Genomic DNA, 15,926 nt, shown 5'->3' on the forward strand with positions numbered 1-15,926 from the left:
AACTTTGTTCGGCAACTTAACAATCCCGGTTGACTTCGGCTACGATACATCTTTGTTTGCAATCAAATTGATTTAAGAGTGGGGAATAGCAGGAATGTCTCGTCAGTCCGCCGACGTCGTCATCATCGGAAGTGGCCCGACTGGGTCGGCCTATGCACGGATCATCAGGAATAATTGGCCGGAAGCGCGTATCCTGATGGTGGAAGCCGGCCCGCAGATTCTGCCGCAAAAGGGCGCACATCTCGACAATATTCTCGATCTCGACGAGCGCGCGGCCTGCGAGGTGCGCGCCCAGGGCGGCGACCGCAGCCCGCGCATGCCAATCAACAAGGAAGAGTGGGAGGCCCGCCGCGCTGGCGGCTTCGATCATTCGTTGCTGCGCCGCTCGGGCCTTTTTATCGCCAATGACGCCGATGCCCAGGATGAGAACCTCTTCGCCGGCTTCTCGGCGGCCAATGTCGGCGGCATGGGCACCAAATGGTCGACCGGCACGCCGGTGCCATCAGAGATCGAACTGGTGCCCTTCATCCCCACCGATGAGATGCATGAGGCCCTGGCCGTGTCGGCGCGATTGCTGGGTACCAACAAGGACCCACGTGCGGGCGATGCCGCGGCAATCGCCATGCGCGAGCGCCTGGGCGAGGTCTTCAATCCCGGTCGCTCACCCGATCGCTTCGTCCAGCCAATGCCACTCGCGGCAACGCCGGGTCCTGATGGCCTGCGCTATCACGGCACTGACGTCGTTCTCGGCGACCTTGTCGACGAGCCCGAGGAGAGCTTTCATATTCTCTCTGAAACCGCCTGCCGCCGCGTGATCCACGAAAATGGTCATGTCACGGGGGTCGAACTTGCCTGCGCCGGCTCGGAGGAAACCTTCATTGTCAGGGCCGGCACGGTCGTCGTTGCATGCGACTCGCTGCATTCTCCTCAGCTGCTCTACGCCTCCGGCATCCGCCCTGAAGCGCTCGGCCGCTACATCAACGACCATTATATCGTCTCGCAGATCACCGAGATGCAAACCGATGTGCCCATGACCGCGATGAGCTGGATTCCGGCTACCAAGGATTTCCCCTATTCGGTCACCATCGCCCCGGCGAGCCTGCACTCGATGCCGCATGCCAGCGACATGAGCGGCCAGCCGATTGGCATGGGCGTTTTCGTGCCCTCCGATATCAGCGCCGACAACCGTGTCACCTTCGATGACGATCGCCGTGACTGGCTCGGGCTGCCGGCTATTTCCATCCATTGGCATCAGTCGGAGGGCGACAAGGCGCGCCTCGAAGAGGCCAAGGGCCATGCCCAGCGAATTTCCGCCATTATCGGTCGCCCGGCGCCCGGTTTTGCCACCTTCGTGCAGCCGGTCGGCTCGTCGCTGCATTATCAGGGCACGATCCGTATGGGCGAGCGCGACGATGGCACCAGCGTTTGCGACAGGAATTCCAAGGTCTGGGGCTTCGACAACCTCTATGTTGCCGGCAATGGGGTCATTCCCACGAAGACCGCCACAAACCCGACCCTGTTCAGCGTCGCTCTTGCCAGTATCGGCGCCACCCGGATCGCTGCCGCTCGCCGTATCGCCTGATCGAGAGACCCGCTGAATTATTGAGGAAAAACTCGAGGTCCGATCTCGGCCCGCAAGCCTTGCTGAAAGTGGTAGGTCTGCTGGACGATGTCAGGTCGCGTTCAACGCTATGGATCGATGATAGTGAAGGGGTGTGCGCCCTTATCGTCACCGAAAGGGCCACCGTCGTCAACAGCAGATCGGTCAGTAGACCAATCGCGCTCGTATCGTTCCCGGGATCTGGCGAAGCGTGTCGAGTATCTCATTCGCCGTTTGGCCAACGCCTTCGACCTCGATAACCACGTAACCCGTTTCGCCGTGTGTCTGCAGGAACTCGCCGACGATATTCAACCCGCGCGATGAAAAGATCGTATTCAGGCTGTTTAGGATCCCCGGGCGATTTTCGTGGACATGGATGAAACGCGTGCCGTTTGGACGCGGAGGCAACTGAACCTGGGGGAAGTTGACCGCGCCGAGCGTCGAGCCGACATCGGAATATTCAACAAGCTTCCTGGAAACTTCCCTGCCGATACGCTCCTGGGCTTCTTCGGTCGATCCGCCGATATGCGGAGTGAGAATCACATTGTCCAAACCTTGCAGCGGCGTTTCGAAGCGTTCCTTGTTCGATGCCGGCTCCTTGGGGAACACGTCGACGGCCGCGCCGGCGAGGTGTCCCTCTTTCAAGACCTTCGCAAGCGCATCAAGATCGACCACGGTGCCGCGGGAGTTGTTGATGAAGAAGGCACCCTTCTTCATCCTGCGCAGCTCGGCCTCAGTGATCATGTTCTGGGTCGAGCTGGTTTCGGGAACATGCATCGTCACGAAATCCGCGATTTCGAGCAACTCGCCAAGCGAAGCCATGGATTCCGAATTGCCGTGGCGAAGCTTGTCCGACGGATCGAAATAGCGAACGTTCATACCCATGCTCTCGGCAAGGACGCTTAGCTGCGAGCCGATATTGCCGTAGCCCACGATACCGAGCGTTTTCCCGCGCATCTCGCGACTGCCTTCGGCGGATTTATCCCATCCGCCTGCATGAGCCGAAGCCGAACGCGGAAAAATCCGCCTGGTCAGCATGATGATTTCACCGATGACGAGTTCGGCAACCGAGCGCGTATTCGAATAGGGAGCGTTGAACACCGGGATCCCGCGCCGACGAGCCGCATCCAGATCGACCTGATTCGTTCCCACGGAAAAACAGCCGACCGCCATGAGCTTCTTGGCGGAGCCGAAAATCTCTTCTGTCAGCTGCGTGCGCGACCGGATGCCGATGATGTGTGCTTCTGAGATGTGGCTCTTGAGATCCTTGTCATCGAGGGCCTTCGGCAAATGGGTGAGATTGACGTAACCGGATGAGGCAAAATAGTCCACCGCACTCTGGCTGATCCCTTCCAGGAGAAGGACTGAAATCCGGTCACGGGGAAGAGAAAGTTGTCCGGTCATTGAATTACCTTCGATCGTCAAATTCGATTAGGCCGACGCCACTCGCCGCCACGACCCCATGACTTAGACCATCCAAAGGACAGCGCAAGAACAAACTCGATTTGCTTGCGAGACGGGAGTCTTGCTCCAGCAAGTCACCATGGCGACGAGCCCATATTCATTCATCCCAGCGACCATTCCTAGCGCCATTCGGCCCCGATCTTTTCAACGCCGGAGTGAATTTGAACCAGGCTAAAGTAAAATCGAGCCTTGCTACCGTGCCGACATCGACCACGACTGCGCAGACCTCCGGACCGATGCCGTCGCCATGAACGACGACAATCTCTTACATATCCTTCATCGCTGCCTCTTCAGATGCACTTGCCGCCATCGACATTGAGATCGACGCCGGTAATCATGCTCGCTTCGTCCGAGCAGAGGAAAGCGGCGGCGTTGCCCATGTCCGCGGGTGTCGAAAGCCGCCCCATCGGAATGGTGGCGACGATCCGCGCCCGGCTTTCGTCGCTGTCGGAGCCGATGAAGGTCGAGAGCAATGGCGTATCGCCCGCGACGGGATTGATCGCGTTGACGCGAATCCCGAAGGGAGCAAGCTCCACGGCCATGGCTCGGGTGGCAGCGATACCCCATCCCTTCGAGGCATTGTACCAGGTGAGATTGGGGCGAGGGGAGACGCCGCCGGTCGAGGCGATGTTCAAAATGGCGCCGTGCCGCTCGGCCTTGAAATGCGGCAGCACCGCCCGCGCACCATTGTAGATCGAGCGGATGTTGACATTGAAGATGCGCTCGAACAGGCCTTCATCCATATCCTCCATCGGCATTGGAGGCTGTCCGATACCGGCATTGTTGACGAGGATGTGCAGGCCGCCGAACCGCACCAGCGCGAGATTTCGCGCGGCAGCGAGGCTGTCGAGCGTGGCGACATCGCCGGCAAGCGGTGCGACCGATCCTTCGTGCTGCGTTGCCACCCGCTCCGCTGCGGCGAGGTCGCGATCGACGAGCACCACCCGCGCGCCTTCCTCGACGAATTTTCGGACGATTCCTTCGCCGAAACCCGATCCGCCACCGGTAACGATCGCCACTTTTCCCGTAAGACGCATGTCAAGCTCCTCCATTTCCTACAGCATCGGATAACTCGAAGCGATTTCACAGTCCGATTATCTGAACGCCTTTTTAGCTTTCTTTATTTGTATTGTGGCCGTCTGATAGTGAATATCGACAACAGAATGAAGCTGGGAGGCCGCGCCATGACATTGACTTTCGACGCCAAGCAAATGGCGGCCGAGCTTTACGATGGTGGCTTCCGGCCAATGTTCATCGGCGGCCAGTGGGTTGCGGCCCAATCCGGCGAAGTCAGCGAGACCTATGATCCGGCGACCGGCGCAGTCCTTGCAACGGTTCCGTTGGCCGCTCCCGCCGATGTCGACCGCGCCGTCGCCGCGGCGCGTCAGGCTCTGGAAGGGCCGTGGTCGAAGTTCTCGCCCTATGAGCGCCAGACGCTGCTCCTGAAAATCTCTGACCTATTTGAGGAGAATTGGGAGCGCCTTTCGGTTTCCGATACACTGAACATGGGCATGCCGATCACACGCACGCTTGCCAACAAGCGTCGGGTCATCGGCATGCTGCGGTTTTACGCCGGCATGGCGACAGCCCTTCACGGTGAGGTGATCGACAATTCCATACCCGGCGAGATCGTGACTTTCACCCGCCGGGAGCCGATCGGGGTCGTCGGTGCGATCATTCCATGGAACGCGCCCACCGCAGCATCGATCTGGAAGATCGCCCCGGCGCTGGCGACGGGCTGCACGGTGGTCCTGAAACCCTCGGAGGATGCGCCGCTCACGCCGCTGCTGATCGCCAAACTCATGCAAGAGGCCGGCGTGCCGGACGGCGTGGTCAATATCGTCACCGGCAAGGGATCGGTCGCGGGCGCCCGGCTGGCCGAGCATCCCGACGTTAACAAGATCGTCTTCACCGGGTCCACCGCCACCGGACAATCGATCGCGCGCGCCGCGGTCGGCAACTTGAAACGTGTTTCGCTGGAGCTCGGCGGCAAGTCGCCGGTGATTGTCTGCCGCGATGCTGACATAGACCGGGCCGTGCCCGTCGCCGCCATGGCGGTCTTTGCGCATTCGGGGCAGATTTGCATCGCCGGTTCGCGCTTGTTCGTCGCGCGTGAGATCCACGAGGAATTCGTCGCCAAGGTCGCCGATTTTGCCCGGTCGCTTCGGATCGGCCACGGGATCGAAGCCGATACCGACATCGGGCCGTTGATTTCGGCTCGCCAGGCGCGGGTCGTCGAGAGTTTCATCGCATCTGGGCAGAGTGAAGGTGCCGCTTTGGTCGCGGGCGGCACGCGCCTTTCCGGAGCTCTCTACGACAAGGGAAACTTCATCGCGCCGACCGTATTCGGCGGCGTGAAGGACGAGATGCGGATCGCCCGCGAGGAGATCTTCGGGCCGGTCATTTCAGCCATGCCCTTCGATACGATCGAGGAAGCGGTCGAGCGCGCCAATGCATCGCCCTACGGGCTGGCGGCGGGCATCTTCACCCAAAATCTCGGACTGGCGCACAAGCTGGTGCGCCGCATCAAGGCGGGCTCGGTCTGGGTGAACATGTATCATGCGCTCGACCCGGCCGTACCATTCGGGGGCATGAAGATGTCAGGCTACGGGCGCGAGGGTGGTATCGAGCACCTTCACGAGTATCTCGAAACCAAGGCTGTTTGGATACAGACGGACTAGCGTTCAGCCTTCGCCGCGCAGATTGGTGCGGATAAGGGCGATGAGTTGCTCGGCATAGCGCTGCTGCACATAGCCACGGGTCGTGATAATGCCGACAGCCCGCCTGGCGTTGGGATTGTCGAGCGCTACGACGCGGACGCGGCTGTCGACATTCTGCCGCAACGCGATACCAGGCACGATCGAAACGCCGAGCCCCGACGCGGCGAGCGCTAGCGCGGTTTGTGCGCTCTCGACTTCGTATTGAACATCAAGCTCGACGCCTTCCTCGCGCGTCAGGCGATCGACGAGTCCGCGAACGGCGGTCTTGCGATTGAGCATGATCAGCGGGAATTGGGCGATGGTCTTTAGCCGGATCGTTTTTTCACCGCTGTATAGCTCTTCGGGAATGCAGGCGACGAGCGGATCGTCGATGATCGATTCGAAGTGGAAGTCGTTGAGGTTGGGCACCTCCGGGCCGATATAGAATTCCACCTCCTGCTGCTGCAGCATGACGAGTGCTGCCTGCGGCGGGGTTTCCTGCACCTCGACCATGCTGCGCGGATAGCGCAGCTTGAAGGTCGACAGGATGTCGCCGAGCCGGCTGGTGGCAAGCGTCGGGGCGCAGGCGATCTGGACTTTCCCTTTGCGGCGGGCGGCCAATTCCGCCAGCCTGTCGAGACTGGCCTGAACGTCGGCCATGGCACGCCCAACTTCCTCGAACAGCGCCTGGCCCTCGTTGGTGAGATTGACCCGCTGCGGCGTGCGTGTGAACAGGCTGATGCCGATCTGCTCCTCAAGATCCTTGATCTGCATGCTCACCGCCGAAGGTGACCGATTGCTTTCTTCCGCGGCCTTGCGGAAACTTCCGGATTCCGCTGCAAGAAGAAAGGTTTGCAGCAATTTAAGATTGATATTTGGCATGGCTGTTATGGTCTCACTCGCGCCGATCGATACCGATCGACCACCTCCGAGCGTGAGCATATTCATGCGATTGTTACAAGATCGACCATGGAAAAAAGCCGCCTGTGATGCACGGCGCAAGCGACCCACCGGGCAGCTTGGATCGGGAGGGATCAACGAACGCCGCAAGCATGATTTTCTCTTCGGGTGCATCCAATACTGGAGTTGCGAAGAAGACCGTCTGGAGGCAGCAGGGCGCAAGAGGTACCAGATCGCGATCGAGTACGGGCCAGAACGCGTTTGAGGTCGAGTTTTCGGGCGTCTCGTTCATGTTGGCGGCATGAACACGAACACCGAACAAAATCGCAAACTCGCTGAAACGCTCAGGTCATTGTCGCTTGAGCCTTCATTCCAAACAGTCGGGTCGCCGGTCAAGAGGAATCGGCGGTTTGTCCTCGCGAGTACCATGCTCGCGCTTGGCGTCAGCGCGATCGCGGTCGCCTTCTTCTGGCCGGATATCGCGCCTCGCCTCAAAACCTCTCTTCAGCCGCAGCCGGACATCGAGGCCCGGGGCACGGCGCAAACTGGTGACAAATCAAGCGTTCCATCCATTCAGGCGGCCTCCGGTAGCGGTTCGCCCATCCCTTCCGCCAATTCACTGAGATCGGCATCCGCGCCGGAGATAACCGGGTCCGGCTTCGTCGTCGCCCCGCGTATCGTGACGGTCTTTTCCAAATATGAGGGAGAGATCGCATCGGTTGGCGTCAGTATCGGCGATCGCGTTGAAGCCGGGCAGGTTATCGTCAGGATCGATGACGTCAGCGCCGGCTTCTCACTCGCGCAGGCCAAGGCCGACAGCGATGCCGCCAAGCTTGTCCTCGACGGAAAGATCCTGGCCCTCAAGCAGGCCGACAGCTCGCTGCAACGCAATACGGTGCTCTCTGCGAAGAGCGCTGTCTCGATCCAGACCGTCGAGGAAGCACAAACAGCCAGAGATACGGCATTGAATGCGGTCGATCAGGCACGCCAAAGCTATGCAAGAGCCCAACTCGACGTGAAGATCGCGCAGGAACATGTTGATGCGTTGACCGTCAGAGCTCCGATCTCGGGCACGGTGACACGGCTCGACGCCCATGTCGGCGGTCGGGTGCTGGCCCGAGTGGACAGTATCAAGGAAAATGAAAGCCTGCTGACGATCACCGATACCAACAGCCTGGTGATTGACGCCGATGTCGCCGAAACCAATATCGGCGAGCTTCGTCCCGGCCTTCGCGGCGAAGCCGTCCTCGACGGCTTTCCGGACAAGCCCTTCGCGACCGAGATCCTGCAGCTTTGGCCAGTCGCTTCGGCGGAAAAGGGCACGATCAGGCTGCGCCTTGCGCTCCTCGATCCACCTGACGGCATCATGCCCAACATGGCCGCCCGTATTCGTATTTCGCCCATTCCAGTACAACAGCCAGGAGACACTCCTCGATGACCGCCTCCACAAGCAACGAGCCCTATATCGTGCTCGACAATGTCAAGAAGGGATACAGAATAGGGACCGAGACCGTCCCGATCTTTTCCAATCTCGACCTGCAAATCGCCCGCGGCGAGTTCGTCGCGATCATGGGGCCTTCCGGATCCGGGAAATCGACGCTGCTCAACATGCTGTCGGGCATAGACAAGCCGGATCAGGGCCGCCTGCGCATCGGGGTCAGCAATCTTGATCAGATGGGCGAGTCGGCCCGCTCCTCCTGGCGCGCCCACAATATGGGGATCGTCTTCCAGTTCTATAATCTCCTGCCGATGCTGAACGCGGCCGAGAACATCGAACTGCCGCTTCTCTTGAAGCCGCTCTCGTCGAGGGAACGGCGGGTCCGCGTCGACAAGGTTCTGGATCTGGTCGGACTTTCGGGTCGCCAGAAGCAGTATCCGAAGCTGATGTCGGGCGGTCAGCAGCAGCGCGTCGGTATCGCGCGGGCGATCGTCGCGGACCCGGCATTGCTGCTCTGCGACGAGCCCACCGGCGACCTCGACCGCCGATCGGCGGACGAGGTGCTGGAAATGCTGCGTTTTCTGAACCGCGAGCTCGGCAAGACAATCATCATGGTGACCCACGACCCGCAAGCCGCAAGCTATGCCGGTCGAACACTTCATCTCGACAAGGGCCAGTTCGTCGAAGAGCGGAGGGCGGATGCATGACGTTCCTCGATCTTGTGCGAAAAAGCGCGTGGCGAAAGCCGCTGCGCACAATATTGCTGATGGTCAGCGTCGCCACGGCCTTTCTCATCTATGGTCTGACCACGAGCTTCATCGACGGTAGCCAGGGCTCGTCGGCGGCCAGCGAGGACATCCTCGGGGTCATGAGCGCGGCTGGCCGCGCCCAGCCGCTGCCGATGTCCTACCTGAACCGGATCGCCGCCGAACCAGGTGTGGCCGCCGTCGGCTATATGTCGCGTCTGCGCGGCTTTGCGACGGTCGAAAAGAACATCATTCCTGTGAGTGCCGCCGATCCTGCGCGGCTCTTCAGTTCGAACGGCAAGGAGCTTGGGCTGACGCCAGATCTGATGGGCGCACTCAGCAGGGACCGCAGCACCGTCCTCGTCGGCCAGGCGCTCGCCGAGGCACAAAGCTGGACAATCGGCCAGAAGATCACCGTCACCAGCTTCGATATGGCAAAACAAGATGGCAGTCGTGACTGGTCCTTTGAAATCGCCGGCATCTTCAACGGCGAGAACGCCTCCACCGACACCTATTTCGTCATCGCCCAATACGACTATGTCAATGCGCTCAGAGCCCGCAACAAGGACACGGTCGACGCCTTCATCATTAGGCCTCAGCCCGATGTTCAGACAAGGGAACTTGCCTCGAAGATAGATCAGCTGTTCGCCAATTCGGCGGCGCCGACACAGACCAGATCGGAAAAGCAGTTCCTCGAGGCTTTCCTGCGCCAATATGCAGATATCGGCCTGATCGTGAACATGGTGGTCGGCGCGGCATTCGTCACGCTGCTGATGATCGTCGGCAACACCATGGTCTTTGCCGTTCGCGAGCGCACCTTCGAGATCGGCGTTTTGAAAACCCTGGGCTTTTCCGGCTCATGGATCATGGCGCTGATCCTCGGCGAAACATTGTTCATCTTCGTGGTCGGCGGCACCATCGGCCTAATGCTTGCACTGCTTGCAACGGTCATCACGGGACCTGCGATCGGCCTCGTCTTTTCCGATGCGATTTTTGCAAGAGCTCTTGCGATGGTCACCCTGTTAGCGCTTTTGACCGGTGCGCTTCCGGCTCTGAACGCGCTTAGGATCCCGATAATCTCCGCATTCAGAACGAGGTAGATTCATGTCCTCCAATGCCAAACAAGCATTCGTCATGATCACGGCAAACCTGTTCAGCCTGCCGCGACGCATCTCCATTTCCGTCTCCATGGTTTTTTCCGTGGCGCTCGTCGTCTGCGTTCTCGCGGGCTTCCTGGCCATGGCAAGGGGTTTCGAGACGGCCCTGCAAAGTGCCGGCTCAAACTCCCTCGCCGTCGTTCTGGGTGGCGGTACGAACCAGGAGGCCGGCTCCGATGTCCCGGCCTCGGTCATTCGCACCCTGAGTGCAATGACCGAGGACATCGGTGTGGCGCGAGACGCAAGCGGCATGCCGATCTTTTCGCGCGAAATCGTTGTTGCCGTCGACGCCAAATCGAGCGGGTCGGAAGAGGGTCTGACCTTGGCTCTTCGTGGCATGGATCAGTCCGGTCCTTCCATCCGCGACCATATCGCCCTGTCGTCCGGCCGTCTGTTCACACCCGGTTCGCGCGAGATCGTCGTCGGGGATCGCCTCGCGCAACAGTTCGGAATATCGATCGGCAGCACCTTACGGCTCGGCACGGTCGACTGGACGGTGGTCGGCCTGTTCTCGGCCCGAGGCAGCGCTTTCGAGTCCGAGATCTGGGGCGACCTCGACGCGGTTCGATCCGCCTTCGACCGGCAGGGGCAGGTCCAGAGCCTGCGCTTGCGCCTGTCCGATCCCGCCTCTGTGTCCCGGCTGCAGGCCAAGCTCGACACAATAAAGACATCGCCGTTGCACGCCGTTGTTGAAGCCGACCTCTATTCGGCGCAATCAGCCCGCACGGCCAGTCTCATCCGCCTATTCGGCTGGCCGCTCGCTCTGTTGATGGCCATCGGTGCGACCGCCGGTGCGCTCAACACAATGATGAACTCAGTGTCGGACCGTACCGTCGAGATCGCAACGGTCCGGGCACTTGGCTTCAGCCGGATATCCGCGTTTCTCGGCACATGGGTGGAGGCAATCGTGCTTGCCGCCCTTGGCGTGGCGTTTGGACTTCTCGCATCCTGGCTGGCCTTCAATGGCTGGCAGGCAAGCACGGTTGGCACGAACGGAACGCGAATGGCGTTCCAGCTCTCCGTAACCGGCGATGTCATGGCGACGGCGGGTCTGCTCGGACTTGCGATCGGCATTCTGGGCGGCGCCTTGCCGGCCACCGTCGCCAGCCGACTTCCCTTGACCGCCGCCCTGCGGTCGAGCGGATGATCGCCCAAGCGTGAGGGTCGCCCCCTCGCTTCCGTTCAGGAGCATGCCATCTGCGGCACATATCGAAGATGCTTGTGGTTCAGCTGGTTGACGAGCCCGTTTGCCGTGCGGCGGCGCAGCACCATTTGGCAGCGTCTTTTTCGTTCAGCGGCCGCGAATAGAGGTAGCCTTGCACCAGCGTGCCCCCCAACCCCCGAAGAGCCACAAGTTCTTCGGGTGTCTCGACGCCTTCAACCACGCATTCCAGCTCCATGTCCCGGCTGAGATTGAGAAGTGATTTCACGATTTTATAGCTGGCGGGCCTTTTGTGCAAATCCGTGACGAAGCTGCGGTCGATCTTGATCTTGGTCAAAGGAAGGGCATGCAGCCGCGTCAAGCTGGAATAACCGGTGCCGAAGTCGTCGAGTGAAATGCCGCAACCGAGATGCCGCAGCATTTCCACTGACGATTTGATTTGCTCGAAATCGTGCGTAAAGGCCGTTTCGGTAATTTCAAGGTCGAGACGCTTCGCGTCAAAGCCGCTGCTTTCGATGATTCCGATCAACGACAGCACCCCTTCGTTGGAATTGAGGTCGTAGGCCGACAGGTTGAACGACAGGCGCAAAGGCTCTTCCCACTCGCATGCGAAGGCAAGTGCCCTTTTGAGCAGCGGCCGTGTCAGTGAACTGACGATACCGGCCCGTTCGGCGATTGGGAAGAATTGCGCGGGCGAGACATGTCCAAGAACCGGGCTGTACCAGCGGGCCAGGGCCTCGAAGCCCACCGTCTGATCATTCCCCAAGCTCACGATCGGTTGAAACATGACCGAGAGCTCATCTTCCAAATTGGCTTGCCTGAGCAGGTGCTCGATGCGCGCTTCTATATTGATCTGCTTTTCGTGCTCGGCGTCAAATAAAACCGCGCCGCCGCGACGGCTTCTCTTGGCATGGTAAAGGGCATAATCAGCCCTGTCGAAAAGCTGCTCCAGAGTAGAAGCGAGGTTCGGGAAGACCGCTATTCCCATCGACGCGGATACGTGCACCGTTCCTTCCGGCAGGTGATAAGGCGCTCCGAGCCATTCGGAAATCGCATTCGCGTTTTTCACAAGTTGAGCGTCTTCAGGCGCGACCGGGGCGACGATTGCAAATTCGTCGCCACCCAATCGAAACGCCCGGCTGGCTTTCAAGCTGGTGGTAAGGCGCCTGCTGACGTCGATCAGCAGCCTGTCCCCGACCGAGTGTCCGTAAAGGTCGTTGACCGGCTTAAAGCCATCGAGATCGATGACGCCAAGAGCCAGCCGCGTGTTTTCGGTCTTGGCCCTTTCGAACTCAGCTTCCAGATGCGTAAAGAACGCGCGACGATTGGGTAATTCCGTCAGGCTGTCGACATTGGCAAGCAAGAGGTTCTCATTGCTAAGCGCTTCCGTGCGTTGCTGCGAGATAATCATGCGCTCGAAATTGCGGTAGTTTGTCAGGAGAATCGACATCATGCCCGCGCAAACGAGTGCCACATTGATGGCTATCGCAATAAAAGTCGGTTGCCTTGAGGCCGCGAAAAATAAAACGAATGCTCCATTGACGATCACGGTAACTATGAATGCCGCCGAGCGAACATACATCAGGCAGAAAATGCAGGAAATGACTGTAATCGCCATATAGAAGGCGACATGAGACTGGGCATATGCATCGCCATAGGGCACCAGCAAAAATGACCAAACAGTGAATGCAGTAGCGATCCCGACAGCCAGGCGATTGGTGCGGACGAGCGCTGCATAAGCCACTTCGGGCTGAGGATCGACATTGCGTGTCCTCCACCAGAATGTGATCCTGAGCATGCAGCCGAGCGTGAAGAAAGCAGGGATGCCAATGGTGAGCCAAGTCGGTGCCGATTGCATATGGGTAATGGAAAGCGCCCATGTACTTGAAATCAGAATTAAATACATCATCGGCATCTGCCGTGTGAAAGCACGATACTGAGCTTTCAACAAGTCCGGATTATCGGACCGAATGGACATGAAATGCTGAAATTTCTGTTTGGCTTTTAGTATTTCCATAGCGCCGCTCATAGAGTAACGCCGCTATTCATGACATGGATGGTGTTACATTATTTGAAATGCAAACGGTTAATCAACAAACAATTGCCTCAACCTTCGGATGTAAGCTCGTTGTCCTGATCGGAAGAAGGTCTATTCTTGCAAAAGCAGATTCTTCCCCGCACCTGGGACGCCAAGTCGTTCCTGGCCTGGGTTTCGGCCTTCAATGCCCATTCCGTGCCGGTCATCGGGCCTTCCAAGGGCGGCAGGGATGTCATTCTTGCCTTCGGGGATGGGCCCATCGGATTGACCCTGGCGTCCCACACGGCCCAGATGCTCAACGCAATGCTGGCCAGCTAAAGCACGAGAGCAGATGGCTCTCCTCTCGCATCAATCCTTCGTCAGCGATCAACGACGAGATCGCTAAGCGGCTTCGAGCAGCAGGGCAGGAACATCCCGGCATCGATTTCCCGCTGACGGATACCGCCATTGTGATTCATTTCGACCGAGCCCGAGACGAGCTTGGATTTGCACGTGCCGCACATGCCATTCGAACAGGACGAAGGAAGCCTGATGCTGCCCTTCTTCGCGGCCGCAAGCACCGTTTGATCGGAGGAGACTTGCAGCATTCGCTTCTGCTTCGAAAACTCGACCCGATAGATCTTCTGGGCCGGTTGTTGCTCGACCTCCGGTCCCGGCTCGTCGATGACAGCCGCATCGAAACTCTCTTCGATGTAGTTTGACACGGGAACGCCCAATGCCGCGGTGATGGAACGCGCCGCCGCCATGAAGGGGGCCGGGCCGCAGCACATGACGACACGCTCGGCGATGTCGGGAACCGCAAGCTTGAGGTACTCGAGCGAGAGCCGCCCGGTCAATCCCGGCCAGGCCGGCTCGCCAGCCACCGTCTCCGGCAGGAATTGGAGACGCAGGCCTTTCATCCTGGTCGCGAGACCGGAAAGGTCATGGCGGAAGATGAGGTCGGAGGGCGTGCGCGCCGCGTGAAGAAAAACGATGTCCGAGGGTTCGTATCGATCCGCCAGATCGCGTGTGATCGACATGACCGGCGTGATGCCGGATCCGCCCGAGAGCAGCAGGAGTTTCGTCTTTTCGCCTTTCGGACGGATGAAGTGACCGAGCGGCCCCTGGCCCTTGACCATCATGCCGGCAGCCATGGTGTCGTGTAGCCAGTTCGAGACCTTGCCGCCGGGCACGCGCTTGACCGTGATGGTGAACGCGTTGTCGCGATGGGGCGACGACGAGATGCTGTAGCAGCGCGCTTCACTATCCGGACCCATCGGGAAATTGAACAAAAAGTACTGCCCGGCATCGAAGCTGAAGCGCTTGCCTTCCGGAGACGCGAATGTGAAGCTCTTCACGTCATGCGTCTCCTGGTGCACGTCGATGCATACAAGCGTCTCGTCGTGCTCTGGATCCCAGGCAGCAGCCTGACCGCGCTGCATCTGAGCGAATTCAATACCCATGGGCGCGCATCCGATCGATATACCAGGTCGCGAACTTGTCCAGATTGGTTTCCGAGAATCGAGAATAGGGGCCGGGCTGGTATGCAGGGTCGAGCACGCCGGCATGCGAGCGGGCGACGAGGTCCGCATCCTGGTCCGTCGTGGTGACCCAGACGTCCGTGAGCTTGTCGAGGTCGTAGTCCTTACCTTCGACGGCATCCTTGTGGACCAGCCATTTGGTTCTGACGAGCGTCTTGCCGGCGGAGAGCGGGATGACGATCGCGACGACAGCGTGATCGCCCATGAAGTGATTCCAGCTATTGTGACCCCAAAGATGCGTGTCGCCGAGATCCTTGCGGGTCATCCGACCGAGCAGCTTCGACGATGCCGCGGTCGCATCATGTGTCTGGGATTCGCCGGCTCCGGCGATGATCAGACGCTGTGTGCGGAAGTTCGTGGCGCAGTCGACGAGCTGTTCGACTGCCGCCGACGGGAAACCATCCGCCTCCCAGGCTTTTGTCCGCTCGTCGTAGAGCCGGAAGTGTTCGGCGGCCTGCTCGCGGCCGTCTGTGTTCAGCGTTTCCGGATCGAAGCCGAAGTCGAGATCGACGAAGGAGACGCAGAGCTCGGGATGATTGGCGGAACAGTGGTAGCACTCGCGATTGTTTTCCATCGTGAGCTTCCAGTTGCCGTCCTCGATGACATCGGTCTGATAAGCGACCTTGGCATTCCGGATGTCGTAGGGCGCAAGGCGCTCGATCATCACCTGCTCGAGGGTTGCGATGTCTTCCGGCGGATTGTCGGAGAGGCACACATAGATCAGGCCGCCGATCGACTTGAAGTTCACCGGCTTCAGGCTATGGCACCGCTTGTCCAGATCCTTGCCCATGTGTGGCGCATAGCTCAGCTCCCCGGTCAGTTCGTAGGTCCATGTGTGATAGGGACAGACAAGCTTCGAGACGATCGTCTTGCCGGCATCGAGCAGGCGCGACCCGCGATGGCGACAGACATTGTGAAGCACGCGAATTTCGCCGTCGTCGTCGCGAAGCAGGATCAGGCTGGTCTTGCCAATATCGACAACGGTGGCATCGCCTGGTTCCGGTACGTCGCAGTCGAGGCCGACGCAGATCCAGTGCTTGTGAAAGAAGACGTCGATATCGGCCTCGAAGACATCCTCGCGGGTATAGAGGCCGGCAGGCAGGGAACAACCATCGGCGCGTGCTTCAAGCAGGGCGGAGATGGAGGATGGAAGCCTGTTTAGCATGATAGCCTCTTATGGTTCTATGATCCGCAGTTTGCCC

Annotated in this window: 13 protein-coding genes and 1 pseudogene; 8 read left to right on the forward strand and 6 right to left on the reverse strand. The window is 59.5% G+C overall.

All coding sequences use genetic code 11. The features are described 5' to 3' along the window. The first annotated feature begins 94 nt into the window (after positions 1-94). Positions 95-1,582, forward strand: coding sequence for a GMC oxidoreductase (locus AC13QY_RS07520; protein ID WP_488493112.1), 1,488 nt, complete (start codon positions 95-97; stop codon positions 1,580-1,582). Between the two features lie 183 nt (positions 1,583-1,765). On the opposite strand, the gene serA is transcribed toward AC13QY_RS07520, so the two are convergent. After that, positions 1,766-3,004, reverse strand: coding sequence for a phosphoglycerate dehydrogenase (gene serA / locus AC13QY_RS07525; protein ID WP_145634409.1), 1,239 nt, complete (start codon positions 3,002-3,004; stop codon positions 1,766-1,768). Between the two features lie 350 nt (positions 3,005-3,354). Next, positions 3,355-4,101 (reverse strand): glucose 1-dehydrogenase, encoded by a 747-nt coding sequence (locus tag AC13QY_RS07530; protein ID WP_488493113.1) that lies wholly within the window; start codon positions 4,099-4,101, stop codon positions 3,355-3,357. 147 nt (positions 4,102-4,248) lie between these two features. On the opposite strand from AC13QY_RS07530, the gene AC13QY_RS07535 reads away from it, so the two are divergent. Next, entirely contained in the window at positions 4,249-5,745 is a 1,497-nt protein-coding gene (locus AC13QY_RS07535; protein ID WP_488493114.1) for an aldehyde dehydrogenase family protein, read from the forward strand. A 3-nt stretch (positions 5,746-5,748) separates the two neighbouring features. On the opposite strand, the gene AC13QY_RS07540 is transcribed toward AC13QY_RS07535, so the two are convergent. Then, on the reverse strand, positions 5,749-6,645 hold the full coding sequence (locus AC13QY_RS07540) for a LysR family transcriptional regulator (RefSeq protein ID WP_488493115.1): 897 nt from the start codon (positions 6,643-6,645) through the stop codon (positions 5,749-5,751). On the opposite strand from AC13QY_RS07540, the gene AC13QY_RS07545 reads away from it, so the two are divergent. The 5 genes from AC13QY_RS07545 (at position 6,536) to AC13QY_RS07565 (ending at position 11,151) form a co-directional block, all read left to right on the forward strand. Then, entirely contained in the window at positions 6,536-6,928 is a 393-nt protein-coding gene (locus AC13QY_RS07545; RefSeq protein WP_183810312.1) for a hypothetical protein, read from the forward strand. The genes AC13QY_RS07540 and AC13QY_RS07545 overlap by 110 nt on opposite strands. A 162-nt stretch (positions 6,929-7,090) precedes the next feature. Next, positions 7,091-8,101 carry an efflux RND transporter periplasmic adaptor subunit gene (locus AC13QY_RS07550; protein ID WP_488493116.1) on the forward strand — a complete coding sequence of 337 codons (1,011 nt, stop codon included), beginning with the start codon at positions 7,091-7,093 and terminating at the stop codon, positions 8,099-8,101. Then, complete coding sequence (locus AC13QY_RS07555; RefSeq protein ID WP_488493117.1) at positions 8,098-8,808, forward strand: ABC transporter ATP-binding protein; 711 nt, start codon at positions 8,098-8,100, stop codon at positions 8,806-8,808. The genes AC13QY_RS07550 and AC13QY_RS07555 overlap by 4 nt, the downstream gene beginning before the upstream one ends. Then, positions 8,805-9,947 carry an ABC transporter permease gene (locus tag AC13QY_RS07560; protein WP_488493118.1) on the forward strand — a complete coding sequence of 381 codons (1,143 nt, stop codon included), beginning with the start codon at positions 8,805-8,807 and terminating at the stop codon, positions 9,945-9,947. Before AC13QY_RS07555 ends, AC13QY_RS07560 begins: the two co-directional genes overlap by 4 nt. A 4-nt stretch (positions 9,948-9,951) precedes the next feature. Beyond that, on the forward strand, positions 9,952-11,151 hold the full coding sequence (locus AC13QY_RS07565; protein WP_488493119.1) for an ABC transporter permease: 1,200 nt from the start codon (positions 9,952-9,954) through the stop codon (positions 11,149-11,151). A gap of 79 nt (positions 11,152-11,230) precedes the next feature. On the opposite strand, the gene AC13QY_RS07570 is transcribed toward AC13QY_RS07565, so the two are convergent. After that, complete coding sequence (locus AC13QY_RS07570) at positions 11,231-13,183, reverse strand: putative bifunctional diguanylate cyclase/phosphodiesterase (RefSeq protein WP_488493120.1); 1,953 nt, start codon at positions 13,181-13,183, stop codon at positions 11,231-11,233. A gap of 148 nt (positions 13,184-13,331) precedes the next feature. Here AC13QY_RS07570 and AC13QY_RS07575 point away from each other — a divergent pair. Beyond that, positions 13,332-13,522, forward strand: a pseudogene (locus tag AC13QY_RS07575) (FAD-dependent oxidoreductase); the annotation flags it as partial. Positions 13,523-13,563: 41 nt separating this feature from the next. Here the strand turns inward: AC13QY_RS07575 and AC13QY_RS07580 are convergent. Then, entirely contained in the window at positions 13,564-14,646 is a 1,083-nt protein-coding gene (locus AC13QY_RS07580) for an FAD-binding oxidoreductase (RefSeq protein ID WP_488493121.1), read from the reverse strand. Next, the gene (locus AC13QY_RS07585; RefSeq protein ID WP_488493122.1) at positions 14,636-15,889 is read right to left on the reverse strand and encodes an aromatic ring-hydroxylating oxygenase subunit alpha; all 1,254 of its coding nucleotides are present in this window, start codon (positions 15,887-15,889) and stop codon (positions 14,636-14,638) included. Before AC13QY_RS07585 ends, AC13QY_RS07580 begins: the two co-directional genes overlap by 11 nt. Positions 15,890-15,926 lie beyond the last annotated feature (37 nt).

This window comes from Martinezella sp. CNPSo 3795 (assembly GCF_057784475.1).

What these genes read in the sequence shown, in the direction of transcription:
- AC13QY_RS07560 (WP_488493118.1), top strand. Translation starts at nt 8,805, where the DNA reads ATGACGTTCCTCGATCTTGTGCGAAAAAGCGCGTGGCGAAAGCCGCTG.
- AC13QY_RS07535 (WP_488493114.1), top strand. Translation starts at nt 4,249, where the DNA reads ATGACATTGACTTTCGACGCCAAGCAAATGGCGGCCGAGCTTTACGAT.
- serA (WP_145634409.1), bottom strand. Translation starts at nt 3,004, where the DNA reads ATGACCGGACAACTTTCTCTTCCCCGTGACCGGATTTCAGTCCTTCTC.
- AC13QY_RS07555 (WP_488493117.1), top strand. Translation starts at nt 8,098, where the DNA reads ATGACCGCCTCCACAAGCAACGAGCCCTATATCGTGCTCGACAATGTC.
- AC13QY_RS07565 (WP_488493119.1), top strand. Translation starts at nt 9,952, where the DNA reads ATGTCCTCCAATGCCAAACAAGCATTCGTCATGATCACGGCAAACCTG.
- AC13QY_RS07520 (WP_488493112.1), top strand. Translation starts at nt 95, where the DNA reads ATGTCTCGTCAGTCCGCCGACGTCGTCATCATCGGAAGTGGCCCGACT.
- AC13QY_RS07570 (WP_488493120.1), bottom strand. Translation starts at nt 13,183, where the DNA reads ATGGAAATACTAAAAGCCAAACAGAAATTTCAGCATTTCATGTCCATT.
- AC13QY_RS07540 (WP_488493115.1), bottom strand. Translation starts at nt 6,645, where the DNA reads ATGCCAAATATCAATCTTAAATTGCTGCAAACCTTTCTTCTTGCAGCG.
- AC13QY_RS07585 (WP_488493122.1), bottom strand. Translation starts at nt 15,889, where the DNA reads ATGCTAAACAGGCTTCCATCCTCCATCTCCGCCCTGCTTGAAGCACGC.
- AC13QY_RS07580 (WP_488493121.1), bottom strand. Translation starts at nt 14,646, where the DNA reads ATGGGTATTGAATTCGCTCAGATGCAGCGCGGTCAGGCTGCTGCCTGG.
- AC13QY_RS07550 (WP_488493116.1), top strand. Translation starts at nt 7,091, where the DNA reads ATGCTCGCGCTTGGCGTCAGCGCGATCGCGGTCGCCTTCTTCTGGCCG.
- AC13QY_RS07530 (WP_488493113.1), bottom strand. Translation starts at nt 4,101, where the DNA reads ATGCGTCTTACGGGAAAAGTGGCGATCGTTACCGGTGGCGGATCGGGT.
- AC13QY_RS07545 (WP_183810312.1), top strand. Translation starts at nt 6,536, where the DNA reads ATGCTCACCGCCGAAGGTGACCGATTGCTTTCTTCCGCGGCCTTGCGG.